Origin of the sequence: Streptomyces sp. NEAU-YJ-81 (assembly GCF_017592595.1) — a bacterium.
Classification (GTDB): Bacteria; Actinomycetota; Actinomycetes; order Streptomycetales; family Streptomycetaceae; genus Streptomyces; species Streptomyces hygroscopicus_B.
Genome location: NZ_JAGFNO010000055.1, coordinates 18,747 through 33,561 on the forward strand (window position 1 = coordinate 18,747; position 14,815 = coordinate 33,561).

At 67.8% G+C, this 14,815-nt stretch carries 15 protein-coding genes and 1 pseudogene; 12 read left to right on the plus strand and 4 right to left on the minus strand.

Annotated elements, in window-relative coordinates; genetic code table 11:
* The first annotated feature begins 19 nt into the window (after window positions 1–19).
* Genes J5X86_RS53145 through J5X86_RS47710 form a run of 3 tightly spaced genes read left to right on the plus strand, consistent with a single transcriptional unit; the run spans window position 20 to window position 1,574 of the window.
* Window positions 20–283, plus strand: a complete 264-nt coding sequence (locus J5X86_RS53145; RefSeq protein ID WP_374229493.1) for a DUF6411 family protein — start codon at window positions 20–22, stop codon at window positions 281–283.
* Window positions 195–1,091, plus strand: coding sequence for a SigB/SigF/SigG family RNA polymerase sigma factor (locus J5X86_RS47705; protein WP_208522862.1), 897 nt, complete (start codon window positions 195–197; stop codon window positions 1,089–1,091). Before J5X86_RS53145 ends, J5X86_RS47705 begins: the two co-directional genes overlap by 89 nt.
* 48 nt (window positions 1,092–1,139) lie before the next feature.
* Window positions 1,140–1,574, plus strand: a complete 435-nt coding sequence (locus J5X86_RS47710; RefSeq protein ID WP_208522863.1) for a hypothetical protein — start codon at window positions 1,140–1,142, stop codon at window positions 1,572–1,574.
* 74 nt (window positions 1,575–1,648) lie between these two features.
* On the opposite strand, the gene J5X86_RS47715 is transcribed toward J5X86_RS47710, so the two are convergent.
* Window positions 1,649–2,158, minus strand: a complete 510-nt coding sequence (locus J5X86_RS47715; protein ID WP_208522864.1) for a hemerythrin domain-containing protein — start codon at window positions 2,156–2,158, stop codon at window positions 1,649–1,651.
* 262 nt (window positions 2,159–2,420) lie between these two features.
* On the opposite strand from J5X86_RS47715, the gene J5X86_RS47720 reads away from it, so the two are divergent.
* From J5X86_RS47720 to J5X86_RS47735, 4 genes and pseudogenes are all read left to right on the plus strand, one after another.
* Window positions 2,421–2,771 (plus strand): PRC-barrel domain-containing protein, encoded by a 351-nt coding sequence (locus J5X86_RS47720; RefSeq protein ID WP_208522865.1) that lies wholly within the window; start codon window positions 2,421–2,423, stop codon window positions 2,769–2,771.
* 169 nt (window positions 2,772–2,940) lie between these two features.
* Window positions 2,941–3,204 (plus strand): integrase, encoded by a 264-nt coding sequence (locus J5X86_RS47725; protein ID WP_208522866.1) that lies wholly within the window; start codon window positions 2,941–2,943, stop codon window positions 3,202–3,204.
* Window positions 3,125–4,161 (plus strand): annotated as a pseudogene (locus J5X86_RS47730) (8-amino-7-oxononanoate synthase); the annotation flags it as partial. The gene J5X86_RS47725 and the pseudogene J5X86_RS47730, both read left to right, overlap by 80 nt.
* A gap of 87 nt (window positions 4,162–4,248) precedes the next feature.
* Window positions 4,249–4,440, plus strand: coding sequence for a hypothetical protein (locus tag J5X86_RS47735; RefSeq protein ID WP_208522867.1), 192 nt, complete (start codon window positions 4,249–4,251; stop codon window positions 4,438–4,440).
* A 39-nt stretch (window positions 4,441–4,479) separates the two neighbouring features.
* Here the strand turns inward: J5X86_RS47735 and J5X86_RS47740 are convergent, their stop codons facing one another.
* The 3 genes from J5X86_RS47740 to J5X86_RS47750 all read right to left on the minus strand — a co-directional run bounded on the left by J5X86_RS47740 (window position 4,480) and on the right by J5X86_RS47750 (window position 7,958).
* On the minus strand, window positions 4,480–6,123 hold the full coding sequence (locus tag J5X86_RS47740) for an amidohydrolase (protein ID WP_208522868.1): 1,644 nt from the start codon (window positions 6,121–6,123) through the stop codon (window positions 4,480–4,482).
* A gap of 153 nt (window positions 6,124–6,276) precedes the next feature.
* Window positions 6,277–7,740 (minus strand): sodium:solute symporter, encoded by a 1,464-nt coding sequence (locus tag J5X86_RS47745; protein WP_208522869.1) that lies wholly within the window; start codon window positions 7,738–7,740, stop codon window positions 6,277–6,279.
* Entirely contained in the window at window positions 7,737–7,958 is a 222-nt protein-coding gene (locus J5X86_RS47750) for a hypothetical protein (protein ID WP_208522870.1), read from the minus strand. Before J5X86_RS47750 ends, J5X86_RS47745 begins: the two co-directional genes overlap by 4 nt.
* Before the next feature lie 133 nt (window positions 7,959–8,091).
* Between J5X86_RS47750 and J5X86_RS47755 the strand changes: the two genes are divergently transcribed.
* The 5 genes from J5X86_RS47755 to J5X86_RS47770 all read left to right on the plus strand — a co-directional run bounded on the left by J5X86_RS47755 (window position 8,092) and on the right by J5X86_RS47770 (window position 13,365).
* Window positions 8,092–9,129: an Lrp/AsnC family transcriptional regulator gene (locus tag J5X86_RS47755; protein ID WP_208522871.1), complete on the plus strand. Its 1,038-nt coding sequence runs from the start codon at window positions 8,092–8,094 to the stop codon at window positions 9,127–9,129.
* A 902-nt stretch (window positions 9,130–10,031) separates the two neighbouring features.
* Window positions 10,032–10,289 (plus strand): AlpA family transcriptional regulator, encoded by a 258-nt coding sequence (locus tag J5X86_RS47760; RefSeq protein ID WP_208522872.1) that lies wholly within the window; start codon window positions 10,032–10,034, stop codon window positions 10,287–10,289.
* Entirely contained in the window at window positions 10,289–10,807 is a 519-nt protein-coding gene (locus J5X86_RS51640) for a hypothetical protein (RefSeq protein ID WP_243983244.1), read from the plus strand. Before J5X86_RS47760 ends, J5X86_RS51640 begins: the two co-directional genes overlap by 1 nt.
* A 96-nt stretch (window positions 10,808–10,903) precedes the next feature.
* The gene (locus J5X86_RS51645) at window positions 10,904–11,506 is read left to right on the plus strand and encodes a site-specific integrase (protein ID WP_308124962.1); all 603 of its coding nucleotides are present in this window, start codon (window positions 10,904–10,906) and stop codon (window positions 11,504–11,506) included.
* A 611-nt stretch (window positions 11,507–12,117) separates the two neighbouring features.
* Entirely contained in the window at window positions 12,118–13,365 is a 1,248-nt protein-coding gene (locus J5X86_RS47770) for an IS110 family transposase (RefSeq protein ID WP_208522873.1), read from the plus strand.
* Window positions 13,366–14,815 lie beyond the last annotated feature (1,450 nt).

The following is a 14,815-nucleotide window of genomic DNA, read 5'->3' on the forward strand; positions in this document are numbered from 1 at the left end:
GTTACGCCTCGGATGAGGAGTGCGGATCCTCAGCAAGCCCTTCCGCAGCAGTTCCATGGCAGTTGGCCACAGCGGCTCCATCAGTCGGCGCGCCCGAAGCCGCATGATGGCTCAGGACATGATTGCCCCGCATGGGGGAAGTCGGGCACGGAGTTGTTCGGGGACGAGTGCACCACCGAGGAGAGGATGGGGCCATGGCACCGACTTCTGTGCCTGCCGCCGACTACGCGCGGGCCGAGGACGCGGCGCCGCCCGCGGCCGCCAATCCGGACACGATCGGTGAACTCCCCTGGATAGAGGACGCGGGGAAGGTGGCCCCCAAGGATGCCCGCGCCCTGTCCAGGCTGTTCCTGGACCAGCTCCAGGTGCTGGAGGAGGGCACGCACGCGTATCAGTACGCGCGCAACACCCTCATCGAAATGAACCTCTCCCTGGTGCAATTCGCCGCACGCCGGTTCCGCAACCGCGGCACCGGCGACAGGGAGGACATCATCCAGGTCGGCACCATCGGCCTCATCAAGGCCATCGACCGGTTCGACCTCTCCCGCGAAGTCGAGTTCACCACCCTTGCCGTCCCCTACATCGTCGGTGAGATCAAACGCTTCTTCCGCGACACCTCCTGGGCCGTCCACGTCCCCCGCCGACTGCAGGAACTGCGCGTGGACATCGCCCAGGCCAAGGAGCAGCTCGCCACCCACCAGGACCAGGAACCAACCGTCAGGGAACTCGCTGAGCATCTGAAGCTGAGCGAAGGCGAGGTCATCGACGGCATCGTCGCCTCCAACGGCTACACGGCCGGCTCCCTCGACTGGCCAAGCGACGGCGGCGGCAACGGCCGGGCCACCCCCATGCGCTCCTATGCCGACACGCTCGGTGAAGCAGACGCCGCCATGGAGACCGTGGAAGACCTGCACACCCTGGCCCCGCTGCTTCAGCAACTGGATGACCGAGAGCGCCGCATCATCGAGATGCGCTTCGGCCAGGAGATGACCCAGTCCGAAATCGGCGCCGACCTGGGCATCTCTCAGATGCATGTCTCCCGGCTCCTCTCCCGCACCCTCACCCACCTCCGCACCGGCATGCTCGCCTGAACTCCGCGCCTCAGGCCCAGCGACGACGAACAGGAGAGGAACCCCTCCATGAGCGATTCCGCGGGGCCGCCGACAGTGCAGAACGCACCACCTGTGATCACTGAACCTGTGCCGGACCTCCAGCTCCAGCTGCTGATCCGGCTGCTCAGCCAGGACCCCCGGTCGAGCCTGCCCATCACCCTGTACGTGCCCGGTGGCCTGCTGTACGGGGACCTGATCGCGCACGAAGCATGGAAGGCGGATTGGGCGCGGAGCCTGCGCGAGATGGCAGGCAGCGGTGCCCATCTGCTCGCCAAGCTTCCCGAAACCGTGGACCAGGTGATGCAGGAAAAACACGCTGAGGACGGGTCCGCCGGCCTGCCACAGTGGATTCACCTGCGAGAGATGACCTGCGTCACCGGTGCGGCGAACCCGGTGACGGCTCCGCTGTGGCGAGGCCGACTCGCTGACGTGACCGGCTGGTCCCTGGGCAGCACCCAGTAGACGACGAAAGCGTGCCGGAGTGACCGGCTTGATGTGGGGCGTGCGTCTGCGGGGGCGGAGCGCCGGCCCGATATTCAACGGCCTCCGGACTCGACAATCTTCCGTACGTTGCCGATGTCACCGCAACCGGCGGTCAGGTGCTCCGCACGCGCTTCGGTAAATGCCTTGCCGAGCTGGGCACGGCGTTCGGCGGTCATATTCTCGCGGGCGTCATTGAGTAGAGTGCGCTCTTCTTCGTCCGCGTGATGGTTGATCGCCTGGACGAGCTCCTCCAGCTTCTCGTCCCACTCTTCGGAAGTAACGTCCCCGACCGTGAGGAGGGCGAGGAGCGCCGAGTTACCCTCGGCGTGCTCATGCACACCGTGGTCAACGTCCTCGTTGTCCACCTTCTTGTAGCGCCTGAGAGCGGGATAGACCTCGGACTCCTCCGCCGAGGCATGGGCGATGAGCAGCCCGGAGAATTCAGCTAGCGCGCAGGCTCGATCGGCCTCCGCGTTACGCATGGTCCGGAAGAGCTCTTCCATCCTGCGGTGATCCTGAAGGATCAGTTCGACGACGTCGATGGTTGCCGTGGGTGCTGACATGGGAACTCCTCAGGGCCTACGTATAGTTTTCCGATACCAGCGCGTACCCTCGTTTCCGCTCGTCAGACACACCGGCCTCAACTTTCCGTGCAGCACCAAAGAATGCTGCACGGAAAATTGAGGCCGGTGCGCGGCATCTTGTTTTTGAGAAATAATCAGGTGTCGCGAATACATACTCGGGCCCGGGGCACCCGCCTCGGCAACAGAGAGACGGTGAACAATCGTCCCACTTGAATTGTGAATGCTACGCGCGGAGGAACAAGTGACTGACAGCCTGTGGACCTATCCCGAAAGCACGAATCACCGTGATGGTATCGACCTGATCGGCTACAAGGTCGAAGCTACGGACGGCAGTATCGGAAAGGTCGACAAGCACTCCGACGAGGTCGGGTCCGCCTACCTCGTGGTCGACACCGGTCCGTGGATCTTCGGGAAGCATGTCATGCTTCCCGCCGGCACCGTTACCGCCCTCGACAGTTCGACCCGGACGATCTATGTCGCACGCACCAAGGACGAGATCAAGAACGCCCCAGAATTCGATAAGGACAAGCACCTCACTGACCCCGAATACCGCCATACCCTCGGCGGCTACTACGGCGGCTTGCTCGGCTGACCTCGCCCGCAAGAAGTCAGTGCGCGGTGACCGCCGATGTCCTCATGACCGGTCACCGCGCACTGCTGTGTCCGACGGGCGGCGTGGCCCGTAGCGTTCCAGAATGGCTTCACCGGACCTGACTTGGGGTAACGAACCTGACCACCAGGTTCCAGCATGATCAGTCCTCATGCTGGTGCGCCTTACCTACCTGATCGCCATACAGATCTTCGCGTGCCTGTTCCTGATGACTCGATCCTCTGCGACCAAGAACGCGGAGATACTGATCCTGCGACACGAGCTCGCGGTTCTGCGCCGCCAGGTCACCTCGCCCAAGCCCGGCCGGCCGGACCGTGCGCTACTCGCCACCCTGACCCGACTACTCCCCCGCGCCCTTCGTGAACACCGGATCGTCTCACCGCGCACCCTGCCGGCGTGGACCAGCGTCTGGTGAAGCAGAAGTGGACGCAGTCGCCGTCTACTGGGCGGCCGCCGCTGCGTTGCACACCGTGCTCGAGGCCGAGCTCGCCGTGCTGTGCGGCGCGGAGGCAGCCCTGGTCTTCTCCTCGGGCTATACCGCGAATCTCGCTGCCGTCACCGCCCTGACCGGCCCGGGGACACTGATCGTCTCCGACGCGAGCAATCATGCCTCGCTCATCGACGGCTGCCGCCTCTCCAAGGCCCACACCTCGATCGCCCCTCATGCCGCCCCTGAGGCGTGTCCAAGCTTCTGGCCGAGCACCGGGGACGGACCATCGCGCTCACCGAATCGGTCTTCTCCGTCGACGGCGACGCCGCACCTCTGGCCGAGATCGCCGCCGTCTGCCGGGATGGCGGGGCCGGGCTCGTCGTGGACGACGCCCACGGCCTGGGCGTGCTCGGCGACGGCGGATCGGGGGCGGTCGCCGCGGCCGGGCTCGCCGGGGCGACCGACGTGGTCATCACCGTGACCTTGTCGAAGGCACTGGGCAGTCAGGGCGGCGCCGTGCTCGGCCCCGCCCGGGTGATCCAGCACCTGGTGGAGAACGCCCGCACCTTCATCTTCGACACCGGCCTCGCCCCGGCCTCCGTGGGCGCGGCGCTCGCCGCTCTACAGATCTTGCGGGAAGAGCCCCATCTCCCGGCCCGTGCCCGCAACGTGGCACATGCACTGGCGCACCAGCTGGCTCAAGCCGGCCTCCAGGCCACGACGCCGGACGCGGCCGTGGTCTCGGTCAGGGCCCCATCGCCCGAATCTGCGGTGCGCTGGGCCGCCCAGTGCTACGCCGGCGGCGTCGCGGTGGGCTGCTTCCGCCCGCCGTCCGTCCCCGACGGTATCTCCAGGCTCCGCCTAACCGCACGCGCCGATCTGACCGAGGACCAGATCGAGACTGCTGTCGGCGTCATTGCGCACAACGCCCCGGCAAGCTGATCCCCTTGGCTCTGGTTCGCGCTGTTGACCGAGCTGGGGCCAGGACGAGTCTCTTGACCGGGTCTGCTCGGCAAGGTGCCCCACCTGATGGCGGCCGACGTGGCCTACTGGCACCGCAGGAACGGCGGCGGGCTGCTCCCGGACACCTGCATCCGGGCGGAGCTGCCCCTGCCCCGGGAAGTTCTCCCAGGTGAGAACGGTTGCCCGCGCTCCTTGACGGAGAAGATCCCTGCCGACCGGAAGGCGCTGGCCATGAAGGGAACGGTGACGTGGCGGTGAAACACGTTGCCCGCCCCGTCCCGCGCGCCACCGTGGCGCTCACCCGTCGCCGTTCGACCAGACCTGACGGGCGCCCACCCACGTGGCGCGCACCGAAACGGCCGCCAGGGCGTCGGGGGCGGTGGTGAACAGGTCCTGGCCGAGCACGGTGAAGTCAGCCAGGTATCCAGGAGCGATGCGGCCCTTGAGGTGGGACTCGCCTGTGGCGTGCGCGGAGCCGGCGGTGTAGACGCCTAGCGCCTCGCGGACCGTCAGGACCCGGTCGGCGCCGAGGACATCGCCCTCGCTGGTGCGTCGAGTCACCATCGTCTGGAGGGCGAGCAGCGGCTCAAGGGGACCCGCCGGGTGGTCGGACGAGCCCGCGACGACGACGCCGGCGTCCAGAAAGGAGCGGTGGTCACTGACCCGTTCGGCGCGCGCGTCACCGTAGTAGCGGCGCAGCTTGGAGCCGTGCCCGTGGACGAATGCGCCGAACGGCACCGGGGTGACCTCTGCGGCGCGGATCCGCTGGACCAGCTTCTCGTCGACGAGGGAGCAGTGCTCGATGCGGTGGTTGATCCGCCGCTCGGGGTGAGCGGCGCGGGCCGCCTCAATGGCGTCGAGGACCTGGGAGACGGCCAGGTCGCCGTTGGCGTGCACGCCGGCGCGCAGGCCCGCCGCGTGCAGGGCGAGAACTGCGTCGGCGAGCTCGTTCTCGTCCAGGAGCTGGATTCCGTTGTCGGACCCGGTCTCGGCCGGGTAGGGATCGCGGCACAGGCAGGTGCCCCCGGCCAGCGCGCCATCCATGATGATCTTAACGCCGACGATGCGCAGCCACTCGTCGCCGAATCCGGCGTGCAGGCCCGCGTGGCGCAGGGCGTCCGCGTAGCGATGCCACAGGAGGGCGCCCACCCGCATCGTCAGGCGGCCGCGCTCGCGCATGTGCTGATAGGTGCGCAGTGCGGCCGGGCTGGTCACGGCGTCGCAGACGGAGGTAATGCCGGCCGCGTGGTAGGCGGTGAAAACGTCGGCCAGCGGTTCGAGCATGGCCTCGGGCGCTTCCTGCGGCAGCAGGGCGGGTTCGCCGGAAGCACGGTAGAGCTGGTCGAACCAGGTCCGCTCGTAGAGCCAGCCGTCCAGTCGGCCCGTAGCGTCGCGGCCCAGGTCGCCGCCGGTCTGGGGGCCGCTGCCATCGTGCAGACCAGTCAGCATCAGGGCCGCGGAACCGGCGACCGCCATGTGAAACGAGAAGTGGATCACCAGGACCGGGTGGCGGGTGGTGATCGCGTCGAGCGCGGTGCGGTCGAGGCGGCCTTCGGGGTCGCTGGCGGGGTTGTAGCCGTGGGCGACGATCCATCGGCCCGGCTCGGTGGCGGCCACTCGCGCCGCGAGCCGCTCCCGGGGGGTCCCGGCGCCCGCGCCCAGATCGAGGCGGAGAGCGGCATTGGCCACATCCATGGGGTGGCAGTGCGCGTCGTGGAAGCCGGGCACCAGGTGGGCGTCGTCCAGATCGACGGTCTCGGCGCCCGGCAGTGCCGTGTACGCCTCGGCTGCCTCGCCGACTGCGGCGATCCGCTCGCCGACGGTGGCGAGGACCTGAGTGTCGGCCTCGCCGTCCAGGGTGGTGATGCGGCGGGCCCGGACGATCCGAACAGGCGTGGGGGAGGCGACGGAGCCATGCTGCCTGTTGATCGCGGCGGTCATACGTTGAGTCTCCTTCTTGTTCCTCGTTCCCGTGCGGCCGGACATGTCGGCGAGGACGGCGGCCGGACGGGAACGAGGGGGCGGTGCGGTGGTGTGGCGACGCCCGGCGGACGGTCGCTCGTGACGGTGCGTCTTCGGGAAGGGACCGCAAGGTCAGCGCACGGGTATCGGGGCCGACGCCGGGCCCGCCCGCTCCTCCTCGGCGGCACGGCTCCTCCGCAGGCGCGAGACCGCCTCGGTCACCACTGCCACCAGGACGTTGGCCGCCAGGGAGATGAGACCGGTGCTGACCGGACCGTCGTAGATGTCGCCGAAGGTCAGCCAGATGAGGACGGCCTCACCGGTGACAATGCCCGCCCCCGCCGACAGTGCGCGCAGCAACGGGCGCCTGGTCAGGGCGGCGCCCGTCGCCGGGGCCATCTGGGCGAGGCCGCTGTAGGTGAGCAGGAGCAGGTTGGCGAGAGCGTCAGGCCGGGCGATACCCAGGACGAGGGCGACCCCGACGCCGACCACCACGGTGGTGTGGTTGACGATGAGCGCGCGACGGCGGTCCTGTACGTGCAGCACATTGCGGGCCACCATGGTCGACATGCCGAGCACGATGGCGGCGGCCGGGACCATGGCAGTGGCGGCCGCCGCGACGGCCACGACGCCCACGAGCCATGCGGGCAGCGCCTCGGAGACCAGGGTGAGCAGGACTCCGTTGTTCCCGTTCACGGGAACCGAGAGCGTGGTGATCGCGACAAAGCCCACGATGATCGGGATGGCCTGGGTGGCGCCGTAGACGGGCATCCAGATGCTGTTCTTGCACAGGGCGCGCTCGGAGTCGGCGGCCATGACCGCGGGCCAGCCGTGCGGCATCGTCATGAACAGCACGCTGAACAGGCTGGTGAGCATCGAGGTGAAGAACCAGACGGTGCCGTTTGGGCCACTGTGCGGGACGCTGAGCAGCTCGCTGTGGTGGGCGCGCAGTTCACCGCCGAGGCTGCCGAGCCCCCCGTGAAAGTGGGCGGGGACAGCGACGAGCAGGACGATCAGGACGACCAACATCAGAGCGTCCTTGAAGTACGCGGTCCTGGCGACACCGTGGATGCCGGACCACAACACGAAGGCGACGATGAGCACCGAGGCGAGGATCATCGCGGGGGTGCCGACGTTGTCCTTGCCGGTGGCGAGTTCGACGACCAGGCCGAGTCCGGTGATCTGCAGTTGCAGATAGGGCAGCAGGAAGAGCACGCCGAAGACGGCGGTAACGGTGCCGAGCAGGGGGCTGTGGTAGCGGTCGGCGAAGAAGTCACCTTGCGTGACATGGCCGCGTTCGCGCCCGATGCGCCACACGATCGGACTGATGACGTACAGGCCGACGTAGGCGATGGGCAGGTACGGCAGGGCGTAGACGACCGCGACACCGGAGCTGAAGGCGAGGCCCGCGAGGCCCAGGAAAGTGAAGGTCGTGTAGATCTCCCCAGCCTGCAGAAACCAGGTGGTCAGGGCTCCGAAGTTACGGCCTCCGACGCTCCACTCCTCAAGATTGGCGGCGGGCTTGCGACGGCCCATCATGCCGAGTAGGCCGATGACGACTATGCCGACGACGCAGACGACGAGGACGGTGCTCATCGGCGCTCCTCCTGGAGGTTTCGGGAGCCGGCAGCGAGCGCAGTGCGGCGCCGCTCGACGAAGGCGAGGGCAGGGGTCAGGGCGAGGACCCAGACGACTGACCAGACCAGCAGGGACGGCATGCCGAACCACAAGTGCGGCCCGTTGACGAAAGGCAGCCAGACAGCTGACAGCAGGGCCACTACGGGCACGGCGGTCAGCAACCACGGAAGGAACACGGCGAACTCCGAGACAGGTCGGGGTCGGCCGCGGCGGACGGCCGACGGGCGTTGCCAAATCACACAAGGAGCTTGAAACTCCTGGAGTGCACCCCAAGGATTTCTGCATAATTCATTCAGGAAAGATGCCACAGTGACTGATTCCGTCACCGGCTTGCTGGACGAGCTGGATCTGTCCCTGGTCAACGCGCTCCAGACCGCGCCCCGCGCGCCCTGGGCGCGGGTAGCCAGAGCCATCGAGGTCAGCCCGGTGACGGCGGCCCGGCGCTGGGAGCGGCTGCGTGCCCAGGGCCTGGTCTGGGTGACCGCGTACGGCGGAGCCTTCGTCAACCACGACCACTGTGTCGCCATCGTCGGCGTGGACTGCGAACCTGGCCGCATCCCAGCGATCTCGGCCGCGCTTGCCGAGCAACCGCAGATCGCCAGCATCGAGCACACAGCGGGCCCCCACGACATGTCCCTCAACGTCATGGTGGACTCGCTGGCCGACCTCTCCCGGCTGCACACCGAGGTCCTCGGGAGACTGCCCGGGGTGCGTGCCACGCACAGCCGGATCGTCACCCGGTTCTTCACCGAGGGCTCCCGCTGGGACATTCGCGCCATCAGCCACGAGCAGCGCGAGGCGGTCCGCTCCGGGGCGCACCTCGCCGTGGGTGACGTCGATGCCGCGCCGGCCGAGGCCGACCGGGAACTGCTGCTCGCACTCGGCGCCGACGGGCGCGCCGGATACGGCGAATTGGCCCGGCGTACGGGAATGAGTGAGTCGACGGTGCGGCGCCGGGTGGCGTGGATGGTGCGCACGGGGGCCGCACTGCCGCGCTGCGAGGTGGCCCACACCTACTCGCCGTATCCGGTGTTCGCCACCTTCCACGCGAACGTGCCCTCCGACGCGCTGGCCCGGGTCGGCCCCGCACTGGCCGCGCTGCCGGAGGTGCGGATGTGCGCGGCGACCACCTCGAACCACAACCTGGTGATCAACTGCTGGGTGCGCTCCATTCGCGACGTGCTGCGCCTGGAGTCGTACATCGCCCAGCGCTTTCCGGAGATCGCTATGGCCGACCGCTCCCTCACGCTCGGCAATCCCAAACGCATGGGCTGGATCCTCGACGAGGCGGGGCGGGCGGTGCGGCACGTACCCATCGACCTGTGGCGGCGGCCGGGGGCCGACTGAGCCACCAGCGTTGGCGCCTCTCACTCCGCGTCGAGCCAATGGGCAGCCACATCAGCGCCGAGACGGCAGCCACCCGGGCCTGTCCGGAGTCCGGATCAATGTGCTGGGGTTCGGGCCGGGAGCGGGCTCGACTGGGGCACCCCGAGCCCCGGCCAGTGGCCCAATGTGCTGCAGCCCACGCCGCGCTGCCTCACCCCCAACAAGGTCGAAAGGGCGTCCGCCGGCCGGGGCAAGTCCCCTGGGACTTTTCTGGGGACTTCCGGCCCCATCAACCGGCACGAGCGTGAAACAATCGAAAGGCCATTCGCGCAGCTCAGCGGGCACCACGCGCCCATCGCGACAGGTCACAGCGCTCGCTGGTCTCTTCCGCGACATCTGATCCCGCGCGGGGATGGGCTCCACGTCGGCGGCGCCTCTCGCTCAAAACCTTGGCACAGTCGACGCGGCGTGAAGCCCACCCAGTGCAACTCCCGATAGTCGCGCCACCCAACGGCCGCGCGGGACATCTCCGAAGACCACGCGCTCTCGTCTTGTTGCGCCTCGGATTGCTGATGAGGCTGCGGCTTTATACACCCAGATCGCCGGTTAGCCAAACCGGTGTTTCGGGCCACACTGGGTTTTGCGTCACCGCACTCATCACTTTCCAACAAGCGGTCACGCATAGCGCGCCGAGTGCGTGTCCCAGCCATATCGAAGGAGATTGACGTGGTGGCCAGTAACCGTGTGCTGTTACCTGCGCTTTCCCGAGGAGCTGTTCTCGGGTAGAGAACTTCCCCATTGGGGGTGGGCTTCACACCGGTCTTACCGCACGGTGTGTGGTCCAAATCCAATCCGCGCATCGGCCGAGTATTCCCCGGCCAGTTCGCCCCTGCCCATTTTCCACCCCTTCCCCCAGGACGTAGATGCCTCACCGCACCACCCCGCTCCACCCCACCACCGACAATGCGCCGCCCGCCGCGGCAGGCGATCCGTGGTACACCACCGACGAACTCGCCCGGCTCCTGAAGCTCGACCCCTCAACCCTGCGCCGCTGGCGCACCGCGCGCCCTTCACAAGGCCCGCCGTTTGTCCGGCTCTCCGGACGCGTGGTCCTCTACAGCGCCGCTGATGTGCGGCAGTGGCTGGCCGAGCGGCGCACCGTTCCCGGGCAGGCCGCCTGATGCCGCATGTCGAGCGGCTACCGATTGCCGTCTCGCTCTCCCCCGATATCGAGCACCGCCCCGGACGTCCGCTGCCGTACCGGGCCCGGGTGCGGTGGACCGATCCGGTCACCAAGCAGCGCCCGTCGCTGTCGGAGGCCCACGCCACCATTGCTGAGGCGCAGGCGTGGATCGATGCCCTGACCGCGGCAGCGTTGCGCGGTATCGACCCGGCCACCTCCACCCAGTCGTTGGCCACCTACGGCAACGCCAACATGAAGCTGGCGATGCGCGGGCTGGAGGCCAAGACCAGCGATCCGTACCTGGCCGGCTGGCGGCTGCGGGTGGTGCCCACCTTGGGCCATATCCCAGTGACGAAGGTCAGCAATGGTGCGGTGGACCGCAGTGTGTACGGCTGGATCGCCGACGGCGCCGGACGCTCCACCGTCAAGAACAGCCTGGCGGTGCTGGCCCGGGTCATGCAGCAGGCGGTGCGGGACGGTCTCATACAGATCAACCCCACACGCGTCTCGGGCTAGCAGTCCGAATACCAGCAGGCCGAGGACGAACTCGACGACCCCCGCACCCTGGCCCAGTCCGACTGGGACGCCCTGACCGCACTCGCCGATGCTCTGGTGCAGCGCTCGTATGACCAGTACGCGGGCTGGGGCAGCGTCGTGGTCTTCGCCGCCTGCACCGCGGCACGGATCGGCGAGGTCTCCGGGATACGGGTCAAGGACATCGACCCGGTCAACTGGGTCTGGACCGTGCGCCGTCAGACCACCCCCGCACCCGGCGGACTCATCGACAAGGGCACCAAGGGCAAGATGGCCCGCCGGGTCCCGCTGATCGAGGAAGTGCGCCCCCTGGTCTCCCAGCGTCTACTGGTCGCCGGACGCCATCCCGATGCGCGGCTGTTCACCGGACCCCGCGGCGGACGCATCTCCACCGCGGTGCTGCGGGACGCCACCCACTGGGACGAGGTCGTCACCAAGCTCGGTCTTGAGCACCTGCGCCGCCACGACCTACGGCATACAGGGCTGACCTGGATGGCCGACGCCGGAATCCCCTTGCACGTGCTGCGCGTCATTGCCGGACACAGATCGCTGATGACCACTCAGCGCTATCTCCACCCCGATCTGCGGGCCATCGCGGAGGCCGGCCGTTCCCTCAGCGCCCACCTGTCCGGCGCTCCGGCGCCCTCGGAGCAACCGGCCGCATCCCTGCGGGCACTGTAGGAACCCGACAATCGCCGCACGGGATGGGGTGATCTTGGTCCCCAGCCGCAAGGCTCTGATCAGGGGTTTCTTCCCTGCCGTGGTCCCCGGGTGGTCCCCGAGCCCCTGACGGAGCGCTATGCGGGGACGGTCCTCCCGATCGACGAAAGGCCCGCTGACCTGGGGTTTTTCCCCTGCCAGCGGGCCTTCTCGCACCGTCGGGACGACAGGATTTGAACCTGCGACCCCTAATGGGGCACTACGAGCCCCGCTTCCTGGTGCGGCGTGGTGGTGACGGTCGGGGCCGGGAAAGCCGTATGCGACCCCAGGGACCAGATCCCTTGGTCAAGAGTCGGCCCCCGGCCCCGTCCGCCGCCACCTTGCGGCACCGCATCCAGGCCGATGATCCGATCGTTGGTGTTCGTGGTCCGAGCCCCTCACGGGAACCACCTCTCACGACACCTGGAACCTGAGAGTTCCAGCCCAGACCGAGGGCCCCGCGGGTAGCTGGGGTCACGAACGACTGATCGGATGCCGGGCCATCGAGCCCTTCCATTAGGGAGACGCGTGCCCCACGCACGGCTGCGACCAGCAGCAACACGCACACCAACCGAGAGGACACGCACAACACTATGACCGTGAAAGTGTTCTGTGGGATCGACTGGGCCAGCGACCATTATGACGTCGCACTGGTCGACGAGGACGGAGCCTTGTTAGCCCGCGCCCGGATCAGCGACGATGCCGCCGGCCTGCACCAGCTGCTCGACCTGCTGACCACACACGGCGACACCGACAATGCGCCGATTCCAGTGGCGATCGAGACCTCACGGGGCCTGCTGGTGGCCTGTCTTCGGGCGACGAAGCGCCCCGTTTACGCGATCAATCCGATGGCGGCTGCCCGCTACCGTGACCGGCACGCGGTCACCCGCAAGAAGTCAGACCACCTCGACGCCATGGTGCTTGCCAACATCCTGCGCACGGACGCCCCAGCTCACCGGCCCCTCCCCCACGACAGCGAACTCGCCCAGGCCATCACCGTCCTGGCCCGCGCCCAGCAAGACGCCGTCTGGGACCGCACCCAAGCCGGCAACAAACTCCGCTCCCACCTACGCGCCTACTACCCCGGCTTCCTCACAGCCCTCCAACCACTACGCGAAGGCCTGTCCTCCCCCACCGCCCGCACGATTCTGGCCGCCGCACCCACCCCAGCCCAGGCAGCCAAACTCACCCGCACCCAGCTGCGCACACTGCTGGCCAAAGCCGGTCGCAAACGCGGCATCGACACCGAAGCCGACCGCCTCCACACCGCTCTCCGAGCCCCGCAGATGCGACAACTTCCCCTGGTCGAACAGGCCATGGGACGCCAGACCACCGCCCTGCTACGCCAACTGGAAGCCACCTGCACCAGCGCCGATGACCTCGCCCAAGCTACGGTGGAATCTTTTAGCACACACCCGGACGCCGAGATCATCACCAGCTTCCCAGGGCTCGGCTCACTCACCGGCGCCCGGGTGCTCGCCGAGATCGGCGACGACCGATCCCGCTTCACCGACGCCAAAGGCCTCAAAGCCTTCGCCGGGGCCGCACCGGTCACCCGGGCGTCCGGAAGAAGCGTCGCCGTCCTCGCCCGCCGGGTCAAGAACCAACGCCTGGCCTCCGCCGGCTACGTCTGGGCCTTCTCCGCCCTGACCGCCTCACCTGGCGCCCGAGCCCACTACGACCGACGACGCAAGACCAAAGACCGCCACACCGCCGCCCAGCGCAACCTCTTCAACCGACTGCTCGGGTGCCTCCACCACTGCCTGACCCATGGCATCCACTACGACGAAACAACCGCATTTCCCACACCGACAAGCCCCGCTCGCGAAGCCGCCGCTTGACAGATCATCCGCATCGGATGTCTTGACCCCCAGCGGCGCGGCAATTCTCCTCTTACGCTCCACTTTAAGACTCTCGCAGACCTACTGCACCGTCAAGCTCCATACAGCGCCGTATACCGCAGCCGTCAAGTGCCAACCCGGCGCGCCTCACCGTTCGGACTCCACCTGTCACTCGACCGTCCCGGCCCTGCGCCCACATCCGGATCACGCATCTGCACCCGCCAGCCCTTGAAGGTGAGCAGCTCCGCACCGACCCTCTGCTCCCCCATCAAGTCCTTCCGACAGCCCTCCGCCTCGGACCGCCGCCCCAACAGCATCGCCACCAAGCGATCCACAATGCCCGGGGCGACCTCATTGAGCTTCGCACTCACCGCCATGCCTGGCCGATTCGCCGTGAGATCGCCCTCTGGACGCAGAGAGCCCCGGCCGTCGTCAGCCACCGCAGCATCCGACGCGGTCGGCTACGGTGTGCCAGCCAGGTACGACACCAGAACCTCGAGAACGGCATCCCGGTACTCCTCCACCAGCACATTCAACTTCCCCGGTGAGCAGTTCTACATCGCCCACCGGCCGCACCACGGCATCGCCAACGCCCGACCGCTACGCCCATTGCCCACGCCGATCGACGATCGCGACGTGTTATCCCGCCGCGACCACCTCGGCAGCATCCTTCACGAATAACAACATGCGGCACGACCTGCACGGATGAGGTATTCGGCAGGGACAGCCCTCCCCGGACCTCGCCAGCACAGCTCCAGTCATCGCCACGCTCGACGAATACGAGACCTATGTCAAAGCTGGTACACCTGCCTCTCGGCACACGGGGACCCCAAGCTAGCCAGTGTGTTGTCTATGCTGGCGCGCGCAGCGTCTGCACATGCTCAGTACCGGTACCCAGGGTGCGGAGCACCTGGTCGGCCGCGTGTGCGTGGCGTCGTCACGTTGGCTCGGGGACACGCCTCCTGCGGCAGCGCGTTCCATCCCATTGAGGAGTCGCTGCCGACGGACGGCGTATGCACACTCTGGCGCCCGCGTGGTGCCCTCTGTCAGGTCGGCAAGATCGCGGTGTACTGGGTGCCGACGTTGTACGGCGGCCGATCGCGCAGGCCGCGTACGCAACGGCACGATGGACTACGCGCCGGTAACCTTGGCGCTGCCGCGCCTGTCGCAACGTGCCCGAAAAGGAACAGTTGCTCAGCCCCGTCGACAGGTTCGCCAGGTTCATGGCGAGCCCCAGACCGGGTTCTTCCTCATATCCGACCTAGGGTCTGTTGCGAAAGTGCTGGTCACAGCCACTCGTTGAGGACTGCGACCAGCACGGTTGCTTCGTAGCGGACGGCGAGTTTGTCGTATCTCGTGGCGACCGCGCGGTGTCGCTTGAGTCGGTTGATCCCGCACTCGACCGCGTGCCGATGCTTGTAGTCGGCCTTGTCGAACGTCGGTGGCCGTC

Excerpts from the sequence above, each read along its gene's own strand:
- J5X86_RS47710 (WP_208522863.1), top strand. The coding sequence starts at position 1,140 with ATGAGCGATTCCGCGGGGCCGCCGACAGTGCAGAACGCACCACCTGTG.
- J5X86_RS47715 (WP_208522864.1), bottom strand. The coding sequence starts at position 2,158 with ATGTCAGCACCCACGGCAACCATCGACGTCGTCGAACTGATCCTTCAG.
- J5X86_RS47725 (WP_208522866.1), top strand. The coding sequence starts at position 2,941 with ATGCTGGTGCGCCTTACCTACCTGATCGCCATACAGATCTTCGCGTGC.
- J5X86_RS51640 (WP_243983244.1), top strand. The coding sequence starts at position 10,289 with ATGCCGCATGTCGAGCGGCTACCGATTGCCGTCTCGCTCTCCCCCGAT.
- J5X86_RS47735 (WP_208522867.1), top strand. The coding sequence starts at position 4,249 with ATGGCGGCCGACGTGGCCTACTGGCACCGCAGGAACGGCGGCGGGCTG.
- J5X86_RS47770 (WP_208522873.1), top strand. The coding sequence starts at position 12,118 with ATGACCGTGAAAGTGTTCTGTGGGATCGACTGGGCCAGCGACCATTAT.
- J5X86_RS47740 (WP_208522868.1), bottom strand. The coding sequence starts at position 6,123 with ATGACCGCCGCGATCAACAGGCAGCATGGCTCCGTCGCCTCCCCCACG.
- J5X86_RS47745 (WP_208522869.1), bottom strand. The coding sequence starts at position 7,740 with ATGAGCACCGTCCTCGTCGTCTGCGTCGTCGGCATAGTCGTCATCGGC.
- J5X86_RS47705 (WP_208522862.1), top strand. The coding sequence starts at position 195 with ATGGCACCGACTTCTGTGCCTGCCGCCGACTACGCGCGGGCCGAGGAC.
- J5X86_RS47760 (WP_208522872.1), top strand. The coding sequence starts at position 10,032 with ATGCCTCACCGCACCACCCCGCTCCACCCCACCACCGACAATGCGCCG.